At 53.2% G+C, this 19,374-nt stretch carries 17 protein-coding genes; 12 read left to right on the forward strand and 5 right to left on the reverse strand.

All coding sequences use genetic code 11. The features are described 5' to 3' along the window. Window positions 1-11: 11 nt before the first annotated feature. Window positions 12-1,043: a Gfo/Idh/MocA family protein gene (locus tag ACFPOF_RS19525; RefSeq protein WP_378135677.1), complete on the reverse strand. Its 1,032-nt coding sequence runs from the start codon at window positions 1,041-1,043 to the stop codon at window positions 12-14. Between the two features lie 228 nt (window positions 1,044-1,271). On the opposite strand from ACFPOF_RS19525, the gene ACFPOF_RS19530 reads away from it, so the two are divergent. Beyond that, the gene (locus ACFPOF_RS19530; RefSeq protein ID WP_378135679.1) at window positions 1,272-1,952 is read left to right on the forward strand and encodes a queuosine precursor transporter; all 681 of its coding nucleotides are present in this window, start codon (window positions 1,272-1,274) and stop codon (window positions 1,950-1,952) included. Between the two features lie 89 nt (window positions 1,953-2,041). Here the strand turns inward: ACFPOF_RS19530 and ACFPOF_RS19535 are convergent, their stop codons facing one another. Further along, window positions 2,042-2,305 carry a hypothetical protein gene (locus tag ACFPOF_RS19535; RefSeq protein ID WP_378135681.1) on the reverse strand — a complete coding sequence of 88 codons (264 nt, stop codon included), beginning with the start codon at window positions 2,303-2,305 and terminating at the stop codon, window positions 2,042-2,044. Between the two features lie 393 nt (window positions 2,306-2,698). Here ACFPOF_RS19535 and ACFPOF_RS19540 point away from each other — a divergent pair, with 393 nt between their 5' ends. The 5 genes from ACFPOF_RS19540 to ACFPOF_RS19560 all read left to right on the forward strand — a co-directional run bounded on the left by ACFPOF_RS19540 (window position 2,699) and on the right by ACFPOF_RS19560 (window position 8,349). Continuing rightward, entirely contained in the window at window positions 2,699-3,226 is a 528-nt protein-coding gene (locus tag ACFPOF_RS19540; protein WP_378135683.1) for a sigma-70 family RNA polymerase sigma factor, read from the forward strand. Beyond that, the gene (locus tag ACFPOF_RS19545; RefSeq protein ID WP_378135685.1) at window positions 3,189-3,545 is read left to right on the forward strand and encodes a hypothetical protein; all 357 of its coding nucleotides are present in this window, start codon (window positions 3,189-3,191) and stop codon (window positions 3,543-3,545) included. Before ACFPOF_RS19540 ends, ACFPOF_RS19545 begins: the two co-directional genes overlap by 38 nt. Continuing rightward, complete coding sequence (locus ACFPOF_RS19550) at window positions 3,523-5,799, forward strand: hypothetical protein (RefSeq protein ID WP_378135687.1); 2,277 nt, start codon at window positions 3,523-3,525, stop codon at window positions 5,797-5,799. The genes ACFPOF_RS19545 and ACFPOF_RS19550 overlap by 23 nt, the downstream gene beginning before the upstream one ends. 73 nt (window positions 5,800-5,872) lie before the next feature. Then, a complete protein-coding gene (locus ACFPOF_RS19555) occupies window positions 5,873-7,108 on the forward strand; it encodes an MFS transporter (protein ID WP_378135689.1) in 1,236 nt (411 codons plus the stop codon). Window positions 7,109-7,212: 104 nt separating this feature from the next. Next, window positions 7,213-8,349, forward strand: a complete 1,137-nt coding sequence (locus tag ACFPOF_RS19560; RefSeq protein WP_378135691.1) for a response regulator — start codon at window positions 7,213-7,215, stop codon at window positions 8,347-8,349. Between the two features lie 69 nt (window positions 8,350-8,418). Here ACFPOF_RS19560 and ACFPOF_RS19565 read toward each other — a convergent pair whose 3' ends face one another. Both ACFPOF_RS19565 and ACFPOF_RS19570 read right to left on the reverse strand, forming a co-directional pair. Then, on the reverse strand, window positions 8,419-9,750 hold the full coding sequence (locus ACFPOF_RS19565) for an ABC transporter permease (protein WP_378135693.1): 1,332 nt from the start codon (window positions 9,748-9,750) through the stop codon (window positions 8,419-8,421). Continuing rightward, window positions 9,737-10,453 (reverse strand): ABC transporter ATP-binding protein, encoded by a 717-nt coding sequence (locus ACFPOF_RS19570; RefSeq protein ID WP_378135695.1) that lies wholly within the window; start codon window positions 10,451-10,453, stop codon window positions 9,737-9,739. The genes ACFPOF_RS19565 and ACFPOF_RS19570 overlap by 14 nt, the downstream gene beginning before the upstream one ends. A gap of 226 nt (window positions 10,454-10,679) precedes the next feature. Between ACFPOF_RS19570 and ACFPOF_RS19575 the strand changes: the two genes are divergently transcribed. Beyond that, a complete protein-coding gene (locus ACFPOF_RS19575) occupies window positions 10,680-11,504 on the forward strand; it encodes a hypothetical protein (protein WP_378135697.1) in 825 nt (274 codons plus the stop codon). Window positions 11,505-11,604: 100 nt separating this feature from the next. Here the strand turns inward: ACFPOF_RS19575 and ACFPOF_RS19580 are convergent, their stop codons facing one another. After that, window positions 11,605-12,474: a VOC family protein gene (locus tag ACFPOF_RS19580; protein WP_378135699.1), complete on the reverse strand. Its 870-nt coding sequence runs from the start codon at window positions 12,472-12,474 to the stop codon at window positions 11,605-11,607. A gap of 179 nt (window positions 12,475-12,653) precedes the next feature. Here ACFPOF_RS19580 and ACFPOF_RS19585 point away from each other — a divergent pair, with 179 nt between their 5' ends. From ACFPOF_RS19585 to ACFPOF_RS19605, 5 genes are all read left to right on the forward strand, one after another. After that, window positions 12,654-13,577: a S66 peptidase family protein gene (locus tag ACFPOF_RS19585; RefSeq protein WP_378136060.1), complete on the forward strand. Its 924-nt coding sequence runs from the start codon at window positions 12,654-12,656 to the stop codon at window positions 13,575-13,577. 67 nt (window positions 13,578-13,644) lie between these two features. After that, window positions 13,645-14,208 carry a LemA family protein gene (locus ACFPOF_RS19590; RefSeq protein ID WP_378135701.1) on the forward strand — a complete coding sequence of 188 codons (564 nt, stop codon included), beginning with the start codon at window positions 13,645-13,647 and terminating at the stop codon, window positions 14,206-14,208. Between the two features lie 2 nt (window positions 14,209-14,210). Beyond that, complete coding sequence (locus ACFPOF_RS19595) at window positions 14,211-15,002, forward strand: TPM domain-containing protein (RefSeq protein WP_378136062.1); 792 nt, start codon at window positions 14,211-14,213, stop codon at window positions 15,000-15,002. A 154-nt stretch (window positions 15,003-15,156) separates the two neighbouring features. Next, window positions 15,157-18,207, forward strand: a complete 3,051-nt coding sequence (locus ACFPOF_RS19600) for a hybrid sensor histidine kinase/response regulator (protein ID WP_378135703.1) — start codon at window positions 15,157-15,159, stop codon at window positions 18,205-18,207. Continuing rightward, window positions 18,204-19,355: a response regulator gene (locus tag ACFPOF_RS19605; protein WP_378135705.1), complete on the forward strand. Its 1,152-nt coding sequence runs from the start codon at window positions 18,204-18,206 to the stop codon at window positions 19,353-19,355. Before ACFPOF_RS19600 ends, ACFPOF_RS19605 begins: the two co-directional genes overlap by 4 nt. The last annotated feature ends 19 nt before the right edge of the window (window positions 19,356-19,374 follow it).

Here is a 19,374-nt window from a genome sequence, read left to right on the forward strand (position 1 = left end):
TGAAACCTCGCTTATCGTATAGTTTGGATGCTTGCAGAAGCAGCGTCGATGGTAACGGGTACGCCTGTTACGGCGGATTCCGCCGCGGCGCACACGGTAAGCCAGCTTAGCAGGTTGTCGCCTGCGTTTGTCGCCGGCTCGCGATTTTCCCGAATTGCGCTAATCAATTCGTACAAGGAGCGGGATAATTCCGTGTACTTCATTGGTTCCATAGCGAGCTGTTCCTGGCGGCCGTCCTCCCAGGCAATCGAAGGAACGTCGTTCGTCAGCTCGATCGCGCCGAGACTGCCGATCAGTCTTACGTTCCCTGTCCACGTCGTATCCGGTCCGCGATTAACCCAACTGCCGGAGTAGACTGCGGATACGCCGTCTTCGAACTTCAACAACGCGTTCGCCGCTCCGCCGCTCGGAATCCAGCTCCAGCTTGGATTTACGCTTTCGGCAAAGACGGACACAGGTATCCGATCGAGCCAGTACCGCATTAAATCGAAGTGATGGATGCTCATTTCACGAAGGAACAAATCGCCATACTGGCTGCGCCAGCCGGAAGAGAAGTTGACGCTTGTATGATTGCGCGCGAAGCGCCACTCGATTTGCCCGATCGGCCCGACGACGCCGGAAGCGACGGCGGCTTTGACCGCGGCGATTTCAGGTCGCCAGCGATAATTCTGGTTAACCATAATCCGCCTGTCCGTCGTCCGTGCGAATTCGGCCAACTTGATCGCTTCCGCCAGTTCGCCGGCAATTGGTTTCTCCATCAGCACGTGCAGCCCTTGCTCGGCAGCTGCGACAGTCAACTCCAGATGCGTGTGCGGCGGCGTGACGAGCAGCACGATGTCCGCTTCCGTCTCCCGCATCGCCTGAAGCGGATCGTTATAGAACGTCACGTTCCGTCCTTGCAGGAGCGGTCTCGCTTCCTCCAAGTTGCGGGGGTCAACGTCGGCTACGGCAACCAGTTCGGCTTCCTCCACCTGCAGCACATACTCCAGCCAAATTTTTCCGAAGTTACCGGTTCCGATTTGAATAATCTTAAGCGCTTTCATCTTCACTCCCCTTATCCGTTCGTGACTGTCATTATAGACCGGTTGCCGCTCCGATTCGATGGACGATCCCGTCCGCCGCATCTGGACTTTTTTGACAAGTGGGACGTGGGCGGTCCACTATTTTCCTGGGACACTCCGCTAAGCTTTGTGCTATAATGAGGCGTTTGCTCCGGGACACGGAGCCGCGGTTCGCAAACTCCCGCGTTATCAAAACTAGGAGGAATTTTTTTGTTCAATTTGGGTTGGGGTGTTTTGTTTGTTCTGGTCAACTTTGGTTTGTTCCTGATCTGCTATCGGCTGTTCGGGAAGCAAGGCTTGTACGCATGGATCGCGGCGGCTGTCATTCTCGCGAACATCCAGGTTGTCAAGACGATCGGCATGTTCGGCTTCGTAATGACGTTAGGCAATACGATGTACGCGACAATCTACCTCACAACGGACTTGCTCAACGAGAAGTACGGGGAGAAGGAAGCGAAAAAGGCGGTCTGGTTCGGCTTTTTCTTCTTGCTCATGTCGACGGTCATCATGCAGATGGCGCTCGTATTTAAGCCGCAAGAGACGGATTTCGGTCAAGACGCGCTGCAGACGATATTCGGATTAGCGCCGCGTATCGCACTTGGCAGCTTGTGTGCCTACCTCGTCAGCCAATTTCTTGACGTTCGCATCTTCAGCAAGCTGAAAGTGAAATACCCGACGAGGAGCCAGTTGTGGATTCGTAATAATGGTAGTACCGGAGTCAGTCAATTGGTCGATACGCTTGTGTTCTGTTCAATCGCTTTCATAGGGGAATATACTTGGGATGTCTGGTGGGAAATCGCCGTTACGACTTACGTGCTCAAGTTCGTTATATCCGCCGCATCGACACCGGTTATTTATATCGCTCGCAACTTCAAGTTCGAGCGCGAATAGTATTTGGATGTCATACAAACAGCCATGTGCGCCGAAAGGCGTTCATGGCTGTTTTTTGCAAAATTTGGCTGCGTGAGGCTATCAACTTTTTACAGCTTAGCGATGCCCGCTGGAACGTCCGCCAGATTTACCGCAAGAGCGTCCTTTGGAATGCCCGTCTGATTTGCCGCAAGAGCGTCCTTTGGAATGCCCGTCTGATTTACCGCAAGAGCGTCCCTTGGAATGACCTCCTGATTTACCGCAGGAACGTCCCTTGGAGTGTCCGCTGGAGTGACCTTTGCTGTGATTGCTTTTGTGCTCGTTGCCGTTTTTCTTATGGTCGCATCCGCAAGAACTGCTTTTTTTGCATTCACAATTGTATGTTTCGTGTTTGACGCAGTAAACCGGGCTACAATGTTGGGACTGTCCCCAGAAACCGCCCCAATATTTCGTTTTCGCGACCATGCCTTGGGAAGAGCTTGAACGACGTGGGCTTGTACTCATTTTATCAACACCTCCCATGCAGAAGATGATTTAGTGTATGACAAGAAGTTGAAGATCGTTTGAGACAAGCATAGCGGCCATCGAAAAAAGGCTAGTACTTGGTGGTTCAGCCCGCATACAGACCACGGACTGTGTTTATTCATACATGACTGGAAAATTTTCTGTAAAATGCAACCGCAACTCCTGAGCAAGCATCTTAATGTTGGAGGGGAGGGAGCCGTCTGGATCTTTATAGCGGGTTATTGAACGGAGAAGAGGCAGCATTGCGAACGCTGATGGAACGTTACGGCGATGAATTGACGCGAACCGCCTATTTGCTCACCCGCGATCGACAGGCTGCGGAAGAGGCGACAATGGATGCTTTTGTTCAAGCATTCGGCCGCATTCGTCAGCTTAAACATCCGGATAAGCTTAAAAACTGGCTCCTGCGTATCGTCGTTAACCGATGTCGGATGAAAATGAGAACTTGGAACTGGCGGCGTGTGTTTCCTTTCGCAGACGTTGATCGCTTATCGGGCGCGACGGCAACCGATCCGGAAAACTTGCTTCTGGAGGAATGGCGCAACGAACGTTTGAGCGAAGCGATCCTTCGGTTGGACTATAAATATCGGGAACCGATCGTATTGCATTACTTTAACGAGATGACAGTCTCCGAGATTGCTGAACAGACATTCGAGAAGGAAAACACAATTAAGTCGAGGCTAGCGAGGGCCCGGGCGAAGTTGAAGTCATTGCTGGAAGAGGAGGACGGGAATGAATCCGGAGAAAACGCTGGAGCAAACGCATATTAGCCAACGGTTGGACGAAGAGCTGAATATCGTAAAGTTTACGAGAGCAGAGGAGACGATTAGGCGGACTCACCCCCGCACGCGCCGAGATCGGCTTCACGCTTGGTGGAACAAGGAACTCCGCGTTCCTCTTCTCCCGATCGGCGTTGGCTTCGTCGTCGCGATGACGTTGTTCGTCGGCATTCGACTGAAGGAGATTTCGATCCGGGGCGAGGTACCGCTCTACGAGCGGCGAGAGCTCGTGCAAGCGGGCGGCAATATGTATTGGAAAGACGAATATGAGAAGGCGGTGGCGTTCCGTGACGGCAACACTCAAGGTTAAGCATCTCGTATTGCTCTTCGGTGCACTTCTCGCCGTCTTTCTGTTGCTTCAATATTGGATCGTTCCAAAGGTGCAAATGTCGAACGTGAAGAAGGAATTCGTAAGCGGAGCCCCGACGGGCAAAGCGGCTATGAAGCGCGCGATCGATCGTGCTTCAGGCGGCGAGAAATGGTCTCTTATTCGTAAGTATGTCATCGAGAACGGGAACGATTTCAATCTGGCCAGCTTCGACGTTACGGTCGGCGGAGGATGGTATTACGCGGGAGGCGTTACGACGCTTCCCCACGCGCCGCGTTGGACCGAAGAAGAGAAGGTCGAATTTTTGAAAGCATACGTCGACGGAGGCCCAGTCGACGGTTACCTATCCCGGGCGGCGAGGCAACTCGGATTCGCATTCGAGAAAATGGGACGCGATGACGACGCTTTGGGCGCACTCGAAATCGGGGAGAAGAGACTCGAAGAGAGCGCAGATGGCACTGCACAAGCGCGTGTGCTGAAGCTTGATCGGGCGAAAATCCATGCGCGGAATTTCGAATATGCCAACGCGACGAAGTTACTAGACGAGTTGGCGGCCAGCGCGGACTTGGAGCATCCGGATAACGAGACTGAGATTGCAAGGCTTCGAGCTCGAATCTTATTGGAACTAGGTGAAGCGACCGAAGCCTACAAGCAAATTGCCGTACTTCGGGAAACAGAGATCAAACAAGGCGAAGAAAAAAAGAAAAACTATCCTGAACTCGAAGAAATGAAATCGGTATCGCTCATGACTTTGACAGAGATGGAAGCGCTGCTCGCTGGAGCAACGGAGAACGAAGGATCATCGGCGATCGTTTCCGGCGTTGCCCAGAAGAGCGACGGGAGCCCGCTAGTCGGCATCGGTGTGTATTTACGGCAAAGCAGCGATAGTTCGCATAGCTTGCTGGAGAACGAACCCTATCAGACGCTGACGGACGCCAAAGGCCGTTATTCCTTCAGAGGGGTTGTGTCCGGCAGCTATCAACTCGCAATCGGCGTGTCCTACGAGCAGATTGACGGTTGGACGTATCCGGTGATGAACAACGATTGGATAGATATCCGTGCAGGGCAAACGTTGGAGCAAAACATTACATTAAAGCCGTTAATCGGCATTCAGTCTCCTGTCAACAATCAAGTCATTAGCGGGGGGACGATCAAATTCAAATGGGAGCCGGTCGGAGGCGCGGCCTATTACGCGCTGAACGGCACTTTTCCGTATGAAAGCGGCGGATTTTCGAACCCTCGAATCGTTTCTCACATCAAGGGTTCCGAAGCGGACATCCCGCTGGAGCAAATTTACGAATCGTTCGGAGGATTTAGTTATCGGACGATCGATGGTAAGAACGTGCCTGACCCTACGGGACTATTAGGTTTTGCGAATCCCGAGAGCCGACTCTCCTGGTACGTGGAAGCTTATGACAAGAACGGCAGGCTAATCACGAGAAGCAATGGATACAGACTGGACGAGAAAACGATGGGTCCGCTGCCTTTTTTCTATTTGAAAGCTCGCGTGTTAACGGCAGCGGATCGACTGTTGTTGGACGGCAAGCTGGACGAGGCGCTGGCCTCTTACAAGAAGGAATACGAATCCAACTCAAGCGACCGGTATAGCTTGCAAATGATTATACGTTTATATGATGTGGACGCGTCGATCAACCGTACGGGGAAATGGCCAGAAGAGGCTTTCGGCTATGCGGAAAAATTGATCGGGCAAGACGACACGGGAAAGTATGCCTTAATGCTTTTCATGCAGAACTTCGAAATCGAAAATTGGAAAAAAGCCGAGCAGTACTACAGCATGTACCGACAATCCGAACTTGGACAGGCGGATGAGGGTTATGCGCAATCCATGTACGCGAAAGCTCTATTGAAGCAAGGCAAGTTTAAAGAAGCGTACGAACTATTTGCGCAAGCGCTGGAGGCGGATTACTCTCACCGATTCGTCGGTTATTCGATCGCGTTACACCTCGTCTTTTCCGATACGTTCGACTCGGCGATCGCGATAGCCGAGAAGTACCCGGAACGTGATTATTATGAAAGCAGTAAGTCGGATTGGAGCAAAATGACGAAGGCATTGCAGGTCGAAGAGGCTAGGGAAGGCGGCGATTATCGGGATCAATTGAGGAAAGCGATCAGGCTTGCTTTTGAGGGTGACCAGAGACAAGATGAACTTGGAGTGCTGATGGCTTCTCATCCAGCCATGAAATCGTTTGTTCAGGCTGTCGAGAACATCCGTTAATCCGGTCTTTCTTGACTTCGCCAAATAGCATATCTACACTGATAGGCAGAAGAAAGAATCGGAGGGTGCGCCATTGGCTTCGTTCGCGGGAACGTCAAAGGCGGCATCGGATTCGGCCACGAAAGTTGCCTTGCCCGTTTTGCTCGCCATCAGTTTAGTCCACATGCTCAACGATTCGATGCAGGCCGTCGTGCCCGCGTTATATACAATCCTTGAGGATTCTTTGAAATTGTCTCTTACGCAAGTTGGTTGGATCGGGTTCATGCTGAATATGACCTCATCCGTCATGCAGCCCGTTGTAGGCGCATATTCCGATAAGCGCTCGCGGCCTATGATGCTGCCAATCGGAATGGGGTTGAGCCTTGTCGGGATGTGCGGTATCGCTTTATCGCCCGGTTTCTGGTATTTGCTGCTGTCGGTCGTTTTCGTCGGACTAGGGTCGGCTATTTTCCATCCAGAAGGCTCACGGGTCGTGTACTTTGCCGCAGGAGGACGACGCGGGTTCGCCCAGTCTGTCTACCAGGTCGGGGGCAACGCGGGCAGCTCGCTCGCGCCGCTTATGACGATTTTCGTGTTTGTGCCCCTTGGCCAGTTCGGTGCGATCTGGGGCACGCTGTTCGCAGCGCTTGCGATCGCTGTCCTTCTTGGCGTAGTGCCGTGGTACAGACGTAAGCTTGCAGAATGGGACGCATCGCGTGGCGCCGCCGTCAAGTCAGGACGCTCTGGAGTAGCGGTGCAGGAGATGTCGAATCATCCGCGGGTTAAGTTCGCGATGGGATTGCTTGTTTTTCTAGTGTTCGCGCGCTCCTGGTATCATACGGGTGTAAGCAGCTTCTACCAATTTTACTTAAAGGACGATTACGGTTTAACGAAGCAGCAGGCGCAAATTCCGGTGTTCCTGTTCCTCGCGGCCGGTGTGCTTGGCACGTATTTCGGAGGCGTTCTTGCGGATCGTTTCGGCATGAAAAAAATGATCGTTTTCTCGATTCTCGGAGCGTCGCCGATCGCGATTGCATTGCCGCATTTGCCGTTAATGTGGGTGTATCCCGCAATTACGCTGCTCGGTTTTGTTATTCTATCGGGATTTTCCGTCGCAGTTGTGTATGCGCAGTTCCTAATGCCCAGAAGCGTAGGCATGGCTTCAGGCTTGACGACGGGACTTGCGTTCGGAATGGGAGCGATCGGCGGCGTGGCGCTTGGGAACGCCGCAGACGCCTATGGCCTGCATGCGGTCATGTTGGCGTGCAGCTTCCTGCCGCTGTCCGGCTTCCTGGCTTTCCTTCTGCCATCGGACCGCAAAAGGCATTAATCCGAAAACCCTTTAAACAACCTCTTCTGCAACCGAAGTAATGGAAGAGGTACTTCCGACAAGGCGGAAGAACACGATGTCGCGAGAGAAGGAGGGGGAGACGGATGAGATTGATTTTGTTGGATGACGAGCCGCTGGCGCTTCGCAGTTTGGGGGCGCAATTGGGCAAGATCGACGAAATCGAGATCGTCGGCAGCTTCATCAATCCCGTAGAAGCTCTTGCGCAAGCCGAATCCCTCAAGCCGGACGCGGTGTTCGTTGATATCGACATGCCGCAGCTAAGCGGACTCGAATTCGCTGACAGGCTGCTCGCCATGGATGATTCAATCACTGTCGTATTCGTTACTGCCTATGACGACTACGCGATTAAAGCTTTCGAGCTTAACGCTCTCGATTATTTACTGAAGCCGGTTCACCCTTCAAGATTGGCCCTGACGGTATCAAGATTACAGAAGCAGATGGTTTCAGGGACGGTTAGCTCCGGATTGCATGCAAAGCCGTTATCTTTTAAAACAGCCATACAAACCTGTCCATGCCTTGTCGTTGAGGACAAAGGCGGCGAGCCGCTCTCCTGGAGAACGGTGAAAGCGAAGGAACTGTTTGCGTACATGGTTCATAAACGCGGACAGCCGGTACGCAAGGAAACGCTTCTTGAACTGCTATGGCCCGACGTCGATGAGAAAAAAGGTTACGCGCAAATGTACACGGCAATCTATCAGCTCCGCAAATCTTTCAAAAAATCGGACCTTGGTATCGATCTTGTCAACAGCGGTGACGGTTATTTGCTCAAAGAAGACAGCGTGACGATCGATGCGTTCGAGTGGGAGAAGGAACTGAGGGCACTTCAGGAATTGGACGCCGATACCGAGGAACGCCATGCTTCCGTTTTCTCGTCGTATCCTGGAGATTACTTGTTGGAACATGATTACGATTGGGCGGAAGGAGAACGCCAACGACTCCGTAACTTGCGTTATCGGCATGGTCTGGCATTGTGCCGTTACTGGTCCGAGACCAATCGGGGCAAGGAAGCCGCAGACGCCTACGAGAAGCTGCTTACGGAGTTCCCGTACGCGGAGGAGATTTATGAGGCGCTGATCGTACTATACGATCGGGAAGGTTATGGTTCTTTGGCTATGCGGCAATACGAAGCACTGGAGATCATGCTGCACTCCGAGTTCGGCGAGGCGCCATCCGAGGCAGCCCGGAAGCTGTACGAGCAACTGCGTGACAAGCAGCAATAATAGAATCCGAGATAAATCGATAAAGCCGGACGCACGCGTCCGGCTTTGTCTTTATTTCTTTTAACCTTGTCACACGTCTCTGCGTAAGGCGCGAAGAACGTCGACCCGGGTCGCTTTCTTAGCCGGGCGTGATCCCGACAGCAGCGCGACGATCAGCGAGATGGCGCAGGCAGTCAGCGCCAAGTACGGCGGAATCCAAGAGAAGCGGAAATCTTCGGGAACCTTCTCGTTCATAAAGCTTTGAATAACGATGGGCAATCCCAAATTTACAGCTGCAGATACAATATAAGCGACGATGGTGCCGATGCAAGCGCCGAGCAGGCCGATCATGCTGCTCTCCAGCAGGAAAATGCGGCGGATCGAAGACGGATGCGCACCTATCGCTTTCATAATGCCGATGTCCTGGGCCCGTTCGGTGACGGCCATCGTCATCGTATTAAATATGCCGATCGAGGCGATGAGAACAGCGATCGTACCGATGAAACCGAGTCCGATTTTCATGATCAAGAACACCAGATTCACTTGTTTCAGTTCGTCTGCAATCGAATGGCTATAGTAACCTTGTTTGCGAATTTCTTCGGCAATGCCTTTCACATGGTTTACTCCGTCCGCAATAACCTGAACTTGATTATAATTGCGCGGATCTTGCAAGCCTGGCGGCTCTTCTACCGAAGCGTCCTTCCCTTTCGAGGGAATGCGCTGCGCACCCCATTGCGTTGCTGTAAACGCCTCGATCTCCTTGAGCAACTCATTACCGATATAGACCGCAGAATCCGTCTTCCATTCCCGGGTCGGCTTCTCCGTGACGCCAACGATTGTCGCTTCGAAAGTTTTTTTCGTCTCTTTGCCGTCCTTGTCGAACTGGCTCCCTTGGAGCTTGATTGACTTGCCGATCCATGCTTTAGCAGCAGGCGGCTCATCTGATGGTTTCGCATCGGGAGACTGGCGGATGTTATATCCGATAACGACTTCGTTGCTCGCAGCCGGCAAGCGTCCAGCGCTCAGGCTGAAACCGGCTTTCTGCTCCGCGTTAAAGTCAACGTTGATCGTTGCGCTTGCACTCGCTTCGGTACCGTCAACGGTTACTTGAATGGATTGCTGAATGTAATTGCGGTAAGTGACGGTTTTAACGTGTTCAACGGAACGCAAGTAGTCAATATTCTTATCGCCTATCTGTTGGTCGATCCGGTTACTCGCTTCGATGCCGTAGATATCGATGGCGGTGACCATACGATCTCCGACGACTTTGTCCACGATGCTTTTTTGCAGGCCGAAACCGACGGAGGCGAGCACGATAAGGAAGGAGCAGCCCATGGCAGTGGCAAGGACGGTCATGAACAGCCGCGTTTTGTTTTTCTTCATATTTTGCCGGACGAACCGGAACTGGTCAGTGAACTTCATGGGCGTACAAACCACCTTTCTCCTTGGCATGCATTAAATAGCCGTCTTTTAATGTTAATGTACGGTGGGCGACGGAAGCGACTTGATCGTCATGGGTAATAAGGACAAACGTCGTGCCGCGCTCTTTGTTGAGTCCGCGAATCGTATCGAGCAATTGCCGTTCATTATCGCTGTCCAAGCTGCCTGTCGGTTCGTCCGCCAGCACGATTGGAGGATTAAGCATGAGCGACCTTGCGACGGAGACGCGTTGCTGCTGTCCACCGGACAGTTCGCCCGGGTAATGATCAGCGAATTCGGCGATGCCGACCTGCTCCATCAACTCCATCACGCGAGCTTTGCGCTTGGAGACGGGGGTTCCGCGCAGGACGAGAGGGAGCTCTGCGTTCTCGTAGGCGGTCATGCCCGGGATAAGCTGAAAGCTTTGGAACATGAAGCCGAGGTGGGCCAGACGAAAGTTTGCCCATTCTCCTTCGCTTAATCCGGTTACGTTGCGGCCTGCAACGTGGATTTCGCCTGAGGTGGGACGAATATAACCGGACATCAGATTTAGTAAGGTCGATTTGCCGGAGCCGCTTCGCCCGACGATCGCGACGATTTCTCCCGGCTCGACGCGGAGGTCGATATCGTGCAACACCGGCACGACGCGTTCTTTGCCTTTTTTGCCGATCGCGAACCGGTGGTTAATTTGATGAAGCTGGATCAAGGTATTTCCTCCATTCGGGTTCGTTGAATAGTGATGATTATACAAGCCGGTTTTTAATAAAAGGGTAACAACTCCTAAAGAAATTCTTAAGATTGCCTGGTTGGCGGCGTTCAGCAAGTTTTCAGCGCATCCTTAGCTGGAATTAAGCTTCGCCTCATCGGCGGTTCAGTTTTCATGACCATACTGGGCTTGTAACACTATTTTCCTGCCAAGGAGGCATAACGAAATGAAAAACAAAGCGAGAACTTTAGGCGCAACGGCAGTGTTGGCGCTAATGATTCCGATGTCCGCTTATGCGGCGACGCTTACCGGCAGCACCGACTCTTCATCGTCCGCTGACAAAAGCAAAGCAGCGCTCACGCAAAAAGGCGAAGCAGGCTGGGCGAAAGGCGCGTTCGGACGCGGCGGACAGGCGATTGGGCAAGAAGTGCTTGATTTACTTAAGCTGGATAAGGCGGCATTCGAGGAAAAAGTAAAGGCGGGATCGACGCTTGCCGAAATCGCCGAGCAACAGGGAGTAACGAGGGAGCAACTGAAGGCGACGTTGACTGCGGCGTTCGATAAGCGTCAAGCGGAACAGAAGAAGGAGTTCACCGACAATTTGGACAAGCAGATCGACGGCAAGCTGCCGATTGGAGCGGAAGGAGGCCATGGCAGAGGCGGCATGCGGGGCGGTGCTGCCTTGGACTTGACGGCAGTGGGAAAAGTGCTCGGATTGACCGCGGACGAACTGAAGACGCAGCTTGAAGCGGATAAGTCGCTGGCGGACATCGCCGCGACCAAGGACGTAGACGTGCAAAAGCTGATCGATGCGCAAGCGGCAGCGATCAAGGCGTCTATTCAACAAGAGGTGAAAGACGGCAAGCTGACGCAAGCTCAGGCTGACGAACGGCTTCAAGACGCGGCCGCGATCGCCGAGAAAATCGTGAACGGCAAACACTTTGGCGCCGGTTTCGGTGAAGGCCGCCGGCATGGCGGGCACGGGGAGCGTTCGGGCGCCGCTCCGCAGTCGGATGCAGGAGAATCGACCGGCTCAAGCACTAACTCTTAAGCGAGTAGGGTTATCCCTATTTACGTGCGAAAGGACTTCAAAATCCACAACAACGTGGAATTTGGAGTCCTTTCTTTCGTAAGAATTCAGTTCCAAGTGTTTAATTCCCAGCGGCGCTCAATCGCACGGAGTTGCCGGCGGGATCTTGTACGAGCCAGTATCCTGCATGCTCGGAGACAGGGATGCCGACTTTGCCGAGTCGATCTAAAGTGGTTTGTAATTGTTCGGCGGACGGCAGCACAATCGTATAGTAAGCAAGTCCAGTACCGTTCTCCGGCGGGCGAGGGGCTCCGGCGCCGGCCCAAATATTCATGCCGATATGATGATGATAACCGCCGGCTGAGACGAAGTTAGCGCCCATGCGGCGTGACATGTCGGCGACAAGGTCAAAGCCGAGCACATCGCAGTAGAAAGCTTTTGCAGTTGCCAGATGGTCAACATGAAGGTGGATATGTCCGAGTATCGTATCTGCAGGTAACCCGGTCCAAGGCTTGTCGCCCGCAAGAGCGAGCAGCCCCTGAATATCGACCGCTTCCGTTCCCATTTCAATGTTGCCGGCTTCATCTGTCCTCCATTCCGACCGCGGGCGATCACAATAAATTTCAATTCCATTCAGATCGGGGTCGGACAAATATAGCGCCTCGCTGACAAGATGGTCGCCCTGACCGATGCGGATGCCGGATTCTGCGAGCTTGCGAAGCGTAATGCCCAGCTGTTCTCTCGTCGGTACGAGAATCGCGAAATGGTACAACCCTGTTGCCGATCTCTCAGGCACGAGGATGGCATCCGGGATCTGTTCCAGTTCGAGGAACACGTTGTTCCCGTCTACCGTTAGCTGAGCGACGTTCCCTTCCCGCCCCAATACTTTAAATCCGATAACGTCCGTGTAAAATTTCACCGACCGATCCAGGTCGCGCACCTTCAGCTTTAATTTCCCAAGCTTCGTATCTGCATGAATGGAATAGGACATCGAACCATTCCTTCTTTCCCTTTAAGTTTATTACTTATTGTAAGTAACAATACATAATTATTGGGGCGAAGTAAAGCATGGAAAGTGCAGATGTTGATTTAAATCGGTTCGAGCTGATATTCTTCCCTGATTTCACATATAAATAGCGAGAGCGGAAGCAACCGGGCGGGGGGATTCATCTGGCGATCAAACCTATGGCTTTAAAGCGAGGCGATACGGTCGGTATTGTAACGTTGGGCAGCCCACTCTCCCGGGAGACGATCGATGAAAGGGTTGCGTATTTGGAGGCGATGGGGCTGAACGTTGTGCTTGGTCAGTACGTGTACGACGAGAACGGTTTTTTGGCTGGTACGGACAAGCAACGTGCGGACGATCTGATGAACATGTTCTCGAACGACGACGTCAAGCTGATTTTGCCGGCGCGCGGCGGCGTAGGCGTGGCTGGGATATTGCCGTACCTTGACTACCGTTTCATCCGATACCATCCGAAAATCGTCAGCGGCTACAGCGACGTGACTGCATTGCTCAACGCGATCGCGCAATTGTCCGGCGTCATAACACTGCATAGCCTGCTGCTGATCGACTTTCAACCAAGCACGCCTTCGTACAACTTTGAACAATTTTTCGAGGCGGCGTCATCAGTCCAAGTTCCCCGGCCATTACTTAATCCCGAAGGTACGCCATTACAAGGAAAAGTGAAAGGAATCGCCAGCGGGCCAATCGTCGGCGGAAATTTGACGTCTTTTACGGGCACTCTCGGCACGCCGTTCGAAGTGGACACGCGGGGAAAAATTGTGTTGCTCGAAGAAGTGCACGAGCCGATCAACACGGTGTATCGGTATTTCGAGCAATTGAAGCTGGCGGGTAAGTTCCGCGATTGCAACGGTATTCTTATGGGACAGTGCACGAACTGCCAAGAGGCTTACGGCAAATCTTACGATGCTTTTATCGACGAGTTTATCGTACCGCTCGGCAAACCGCTGATCACGAATTTGGCGTCCGGGCACGGGAAGTATAAAATGGCTATCCCGATAGGCGCATATACGACGATGAACGCTTATGAAGCGACGATTACGCTGCTGGAGCCGGCAGTTGGCTATTGAGTTATGAAACCCGGCAGAACCTTTTTCCGTACAGGATAGAAGTAAGCTATTTAATGGAGGGACAAGCATGAAACGTTCAACAGTTATCGCTTTAGTGATCGGAGCGCTCGCGATCATCCTTGTCATGTCTGCCGTGAGCTCATATAACGGGCTCGTCTCGTCTGAGACGGCGGTCGACAACAAGGAAGCGCAGATCGATACGCAGCTGCAGCGCCGGGAAGACGTCATCCCGAATTTGGTCAGCACGGTCAAAGGATACGCCGCGCATGAGAAGGAAGTGTTCCAATCGATCGCGGACGCCAGAAGCAAGCTGGCAGGCGCGGGAACGACGGAGGAGAAGTCCGAAGCGAATGCCGAGCTTGAAGGGGCGTTATCGAGATTGCTTGTCGTCGTGGAGAATTACCCGAACTTGAAGGCTGACGCTCAGTTTACCCGCCTGATGGACGAGCTGTCCGGCACGGAGAATCGAATCGCGGTCGCTCGCCAAGATTATAACAATTCGGTTACGACTTACAATACGAAAATCAGGAAGTTCCCCGCTGCTCTGTACGCTTCGATGTTCGGGTTCGAAAAGAGAACGTTCTTCAAAGCGGCTCCCGGAGCGGAAACCGTTCCGGAAGTTAAGTTTTGACGATGATCGCTTATCGCCGCGGATTTAGTGTCGCCGTCTGGCTGTTACTGCTGCTAACGTCGACAGGCGCCGCATTGTTCACGGAAGCGCGGTCGGTGATCGCCGCTTACGATTACGGCGTATATGTGCAAGATGATGCAGCCATTTTGTCGCGTCAAGCGAAAGACGAGCTTTATGGCCGCGCTGTATGGCTGCACGAGCAGTCGGGAACAGCTCAAGTCGGGGTTGTTACTGTCAAATCGCTAAAAGGAAAAACGCTGGAAGAAGTCGCGGTCGACCGGTTCCGCGCGATGGGACTCGGAGGCAAGGAGCGGAACGACGGCGTGTTGCTGCTTTACGATGCCGAAACGAGGCATGTTCGGATCGAAGTCGGTTACGGGTTGGAAGGACGGATTCCGGACGGCAAGGCAGGGGCGATTCTCGATCAATATTTCGTCCCGAATCGGGACGAAAATCGATTGGAAGAGGCATTCTTGCAAACGCAAGGTGCGCTCATCGGCGAAGCGGCGGCAGAGTATGGGCTGGACGCTTCCGGTGCGGTAGAGGGCATTCCGCCTCTTTCGTACGGCAACGGCGATGGCGGTGTTGGGGACTTGTTCCAGGGTGTGCCTGGTTACGTGAAGTTTTTGGTTGGCATCGGAGTCGTATTGCTGATCGTGCTCGATTTTAAGCTGACGGGCGGAGCCTTTACTTTTTTTCTGCTGAATATGCTCGGCAGAAGAGGAGGCGGCAGTGGCGGCGGAGGCGGTCGGGGCGGCGGCGGATCCTCCGGCGGTGGCGGCGCGAGCAGGTAAGGCGAGGAACCTCAATTTCCACTAGAAGTGGAGGTTGGGGTTTTTTCATGCCAGCGATAAAGCTTACTTGGCAGGAACATTCGGAGCCACGTAGAATTGCAGTGTAAGAAACGCTAGAACAATGTCGCAACAGCGTATGACGGAGAAAAGGGACATGAAAAACAAATGGTTGATGATTGCAACCGTGCTCGCGGTATTCTCGATCGTTCGATTGGCATACATGTCGGTTGATCCTTCAGGCCGGTACGCCGTGAAAGATGGTGTGCTGGATCTGTCCGGATGGGACCCCGCGGCAAGTAAAGTGATCGCATTGCGCGGTGAGTGGACGTTCTACCCGGGAGTGCTGCTGATGCCGGAGCAAGGGGAGCCGTTAATTCAAACGGGAGCGGCTGTTCAGTCGCTGAAAGTGCCAGGAGGCTGGGATCGCGTCATTTCGCCAGGCAAGCAAACCTCGTACGGTTATGGTACGTACAAGCTGTCGATCAAACTTCCGCCAGGCGAGCATCATACTTACGGCATCCGGGTACAGGTAGTTAGAACGGCGCACAAACTGTACATTGACGGCAAATTGGCCGGGCAACGGGGCGTCCCTGGCATAAATCGGCAAACGACGGTTCCTGAAGTCGAGCCGTATACGGTAAGATGGACGCCGGAAGGGGATAAGACGGAAATTGTCATTACTGCCGCCAACTTCGACTATGGCAGATTAGGAGGCCTTTTCGAAGATATCCGGTTTGGCGAAGCGGTGGCGTTGGATCGAGAAACGAAACTTCGGTCTATCGGCAATTTATTTTTTATGGGCTTTTACGCAGTAAGTGGACTTTTCTTCTTTACTTTGTACGCCTATCGCCGAGAAAGGAAGGAATTGCTTTATTTCAGCACTTTTTTCTGGTTTTCGTTGCTTTTCTGGGCGACGCACGGGGAACGACTGTTGTTTTGGATGCTTCCGGGTATCAACTACGATTGGCAGACGAAAATGCAGACGTTATCGTCGCTCGGTTTGTACGGATCGCTTTTCTTGTTCGCATGTGCGATGTTTCCGGAGTATGGTCGAGCCCTGACGCAAAAAACGCTGTTGGCGATATTGGCGGCGTCCATTATTTTCACTTTAGTGACGGATGTGTCGGTGTTTTCACAGTTTGAGCATTTGCTGATGCTTTCGGACGTGCCTCTTTTTTTCTATGCCTTCGCTGCGCTTGTCTCCAGAAGCTCCGATCGGGAGGGCGGCGCCGTCTACACATGGATCGCGGCAGCGTGTATTCTGATGGAAAGTTTACTGCAAGCCTTAAACTATTGGGGGTATTCCCCGGGAACGCCCGTGCCGCCTCTTGAGAGGATCGTTTTTATTGTTGCGATGGGGCTGTTTATTGCACATCGATTTTTCACGGGCATGAAACAAATCGAAGTGATGTCGCAAAAGCTTCTCGTCGCGGACAGACTCAAAAACGATTTTCTCGCGAATACGTCACAGGAGCTTCGGTTGCCTCTGCACGGAATGATTAATCTTGCGCAGCTGATGATCGAAGAAGGGGAATCGGGTTCACGCGACGCGGGCACGCAAGATCGGCTTGCACTGCTCGTGACGACCGGCAGAAGACTCGCGCACATGCTGGATGACATTCTCGATTTGTCCAAGCTGAACGACGGAGAAGTAGAACTGAAACTGCGTGCGGTCGATATTCGGATGGTGATTAACGGCATACTGGAAGCGATGAGATATATGGCCGACGGTCGAATCATCTTCGCGAACCGGACGGAATCGGGTGTTCCCCATTTACTTGCGGATGAACGCCGGTTGATGCAGATTTTGTTTAATTTGCTCCACTACGCGATTAAGGCTGGCGCCAAAGGTACTGTTTCCGTTCGAGCGGAGCCGGCTGCGGACGAACGTTCCGTCCGGGTGATCATGTGCGCCGCTCGCGAAGGAACACCGATGCGAACGGAAGTTTCGGAGATTAGCCTTGATATTAGCCGAAAGCTGATCCAACTGCTTGGCGGAGAGCTTGAGCTTGGAGACGATGCTGCCGAAAGCGACATCGTTATCGCGTTTGTGCTGCCGTCGGCACCCACAGTTGGAGCGGTGGAGGAAAATGAAGAACTGGACTGGCGCAGCGAGATCGCTGCGGCGAAGAGAGCGGATGCGCTCGACTCGGCAAGTCCGCGGGCACGCACGACGCCGACACCGATGGACACTCCGAAAGCGCTCATTGTAGACGACGATACGGTCGAGCTCCGCGTGATGATGAATTTGCTAGAAAAGGAAGGATTGCAAGTCGTCGTCGCGACTGACGGGCTCCAAGGTTTGCGGGAACTGGAAAGCGGAGGCGACTGGGAACTCGTCGTGCTGGACGTCATGCTTCCCGGCATGTCCGGCTACGACTTGTGCCGCCGCATTCGAGCGACTCGTTCCTTCTACGATTTGCCGGTCTTGTTTCTTACGGCGAGAAGCCAGCCCGCAGATTTACTTGTTGGATTCGATGCGGGAGCGAACGACTACGTCACCCAGCCGATTGATGCTTCGGAGTTCCGTGCACGCGCCAAGACGCTTCTGAAGATGAAGCGGTCGATCGGCGAACGGCTTCATATGGAAATGGCGTTTATTCAGGCGCAAATCAAGCCCCATTTTCTATACAATACGCTGAACACGATCGCCAGCCTCAGCGAGACCGACCCTGATAAAACGCGGGAATTGCTCGTTGGATTCGGCAATTATTTGCGAAGCAGCTTCGACTTGAGAAATTTGGACAAGCGTGTGCCGTTCTCCAAAGAGTGGGCACTCGTGCAGTCGTATTTGCAGATCGAACAGGCTAGGTTCGGGGACAGGATGCAAGTCGAAGTCGAACTGCCAGAGTTCGCGGATTTCCAGTTACCTCCGCTGTCCGTTCAGCCGCTAGTCGAGAACGCTTTAAGGCACGGTATTCTGCCCCGATTCGAAGGAGGACATCTGACGATTCGGGTGAGCAAAGAAGAGGAGGGTTACCATATTCGGGTGATCGACGACGGAGTCGGATTTCCGCCCGGCAAGGCGGAGGCTGTATTGGAAGGCATCGCTCGCAGCGATGGTATCGGGCTTAGAAACGTGCATCGAAGGTTGATTAACGTGTACGGAGCGGGATTGAAAATATGGAGCGAACGCGGTGTCGGAACGGAAGTCATGTTCACCGTTCCGACGGAGATACGAACGAACGAGGAGGAAGCACAATGAAAGCGATCGTAATCGACGACGAAAGCCCGGCACTGGACAGTTTGACGCGTCTGCTGGAACGTAACGGAGTCAGTGTAGTTGGAGCTTTCCGCGATCCGCGCGAGGTGCTGGCGAAGCAGGAACAGCTCCGCTTCGAGGTCGCCTTCGTGGACATCGAGATGCCGGAACTAAGCGGGCTGGAGCTTGCCGCACGGCTACAGACGGCAAATCCCGAACTGCATATCGTGTTCGTAACCGCTTATGAGCAGTACGCCGTCGAAGCATTTGAACTTGATGCCGCCGATTATTTGCTGAAACCGGTTCAACTCGGCCGGTTGGATATGACGCTCAAGCGTCTGCGCGCGAAGCTTGCAAAAGGAGAAGCTTCCGATGATAAAGCAGCTTCAATGCGCATGCTTTGTTTGTTGCAACGACTCGCTATTCACGATGAGCATGGACGCTCTCTCGATATTCAGTGGCGAACGGCAAAGGCGAGAGAATTGTTCGCCTATTTGGTTCACTGCGGTGACAGGTCGCCGAGCAAAGATGAGCTTATCGATACGTTGTGGCCGGACGGTGATGTCGATAAAGCAGCGACGTTGCTGCATACAAGCCTATATCATATCCGTCAGACGATGAAAAACGCGAACTTGCCGCTGAAGATCGAATACAAAGAAGGGCGGTACCGGCTCGTGCTTCCGGATTCGGCGATCATCGATGCTCTGCAATGGGAGCATGCTGTTGCGGCAGCTGCCGATCATGTAGACGTTGATAAGTGGCAGGAGCTTCTGCTGGAAGGGTACCGAGGGGACTATCTGGAGGCAGAAGGATTTCTGTGGGCGGAGCAAGAGAGGGAGAGAATGCGCGCCTTCTGGCTGGAACACGCCTTAAGACTTGCAGGTGCGTACGAAACGAACGCGCCTTCCGCCTCCCTCGAGGCGGGAAGCGCCAAAGCAATCGCGATCTACCAGAAGGTGCAAAGCCGGTTCCCGGAAATCGAAGATAGCTACTTCGGGCTTATGCGCCATTACGATGCGCTTGGACAGTCTGCCGAAGTCTATCATCAATACACCAGTCTCGTGAGTATGCTTGGCGAAGAGTTCGGGATGCGTCCGAAGCCGGATATTCAGACTTGGTTCGACGAATGGTATAACGGCAGGCTTGCGTAGACTGTTCAGATTTTGTTAA

It is taken from the genome of Cohnella soli, assembly GCF_042655525.1.
Taxonomy (GTDB): domain Bacteria; phylum Bacillota; class Bacilli; order Paenibacillales; family Paenibacillaceae; genus Cohnella; species Cohnella soli.

Coding starts and splice junctions, on each gene's coding strand:
- ACFPOF_RS19525 (WP_378135677.1), bottom strand. CDS start 1,043: ATGAAAGCGCTTAAGATTATTCAAATCGGAACCGGTAACTTCGGAAAA.
- ACFPOF_RS19545 (WP_378135685.1), top strand. CDS start 3,189: ATGAATCCGGAGAAAACGCTGGAGCAAACGCATATTAGCCAACGGTTG.
- ACFPOF_RS19560 (WP_378135691.1), top strand. CDS start 7,213: ATGAGATTGATTTTGTTGGATGACGAGCCGCTGGCGCTTCGCAGTTTG.
- ACFPOF_RS19565 (WP_378135693.1), bottom strand. CDS start 9,750: ATGAAGTTCACTGACCAGTTCCGGTTCGTCCGGCAAAATATGAAGAAA.
- ACFPOF_RS19575 (WP_378135697.1), top strand. CDS start 10,680: ATGAAAAACAAAGCGAGAACTTTAGGCGCAACGGCAGTGTTGGCGCTA.
- ACFPOF_RS19580 (WP_378135699.1), bottom strand. CDS start 12,474: ATGTCCTATTCCATTCATGCAGATACGAAGCTTGGGAAATTAAAGCTG.
- ACFPOF_RS19590 (WP_378135701.1), top strand. CDS start 13,645: ATGAAACGTTCAACAGTTATCGCTTTAGTGATCGGAGCGCTCGCGATC.
- ACFPOF_RS19595 (WP_378136062.1), top strand. CDS start 14,211: ATGATCGCTTATCGCCGCGGATTTAGTGTCGCCGTCTGGCTGTTACTG.
- ACFPOF_RS19600 (WP_378135703.1), top strand. CDS start 15,157: ATGAAAAACAAATGGTTGATGATTGCAACCGTGCTCGCGGTATTCTCG.
- ACFPOF_RS19605 (WP_378135705.1), top strand. CDS start 18,204: ATGAAAGCGATCGTAATCGACGACGAAAGCCCGGCACTGGACAGTTTG.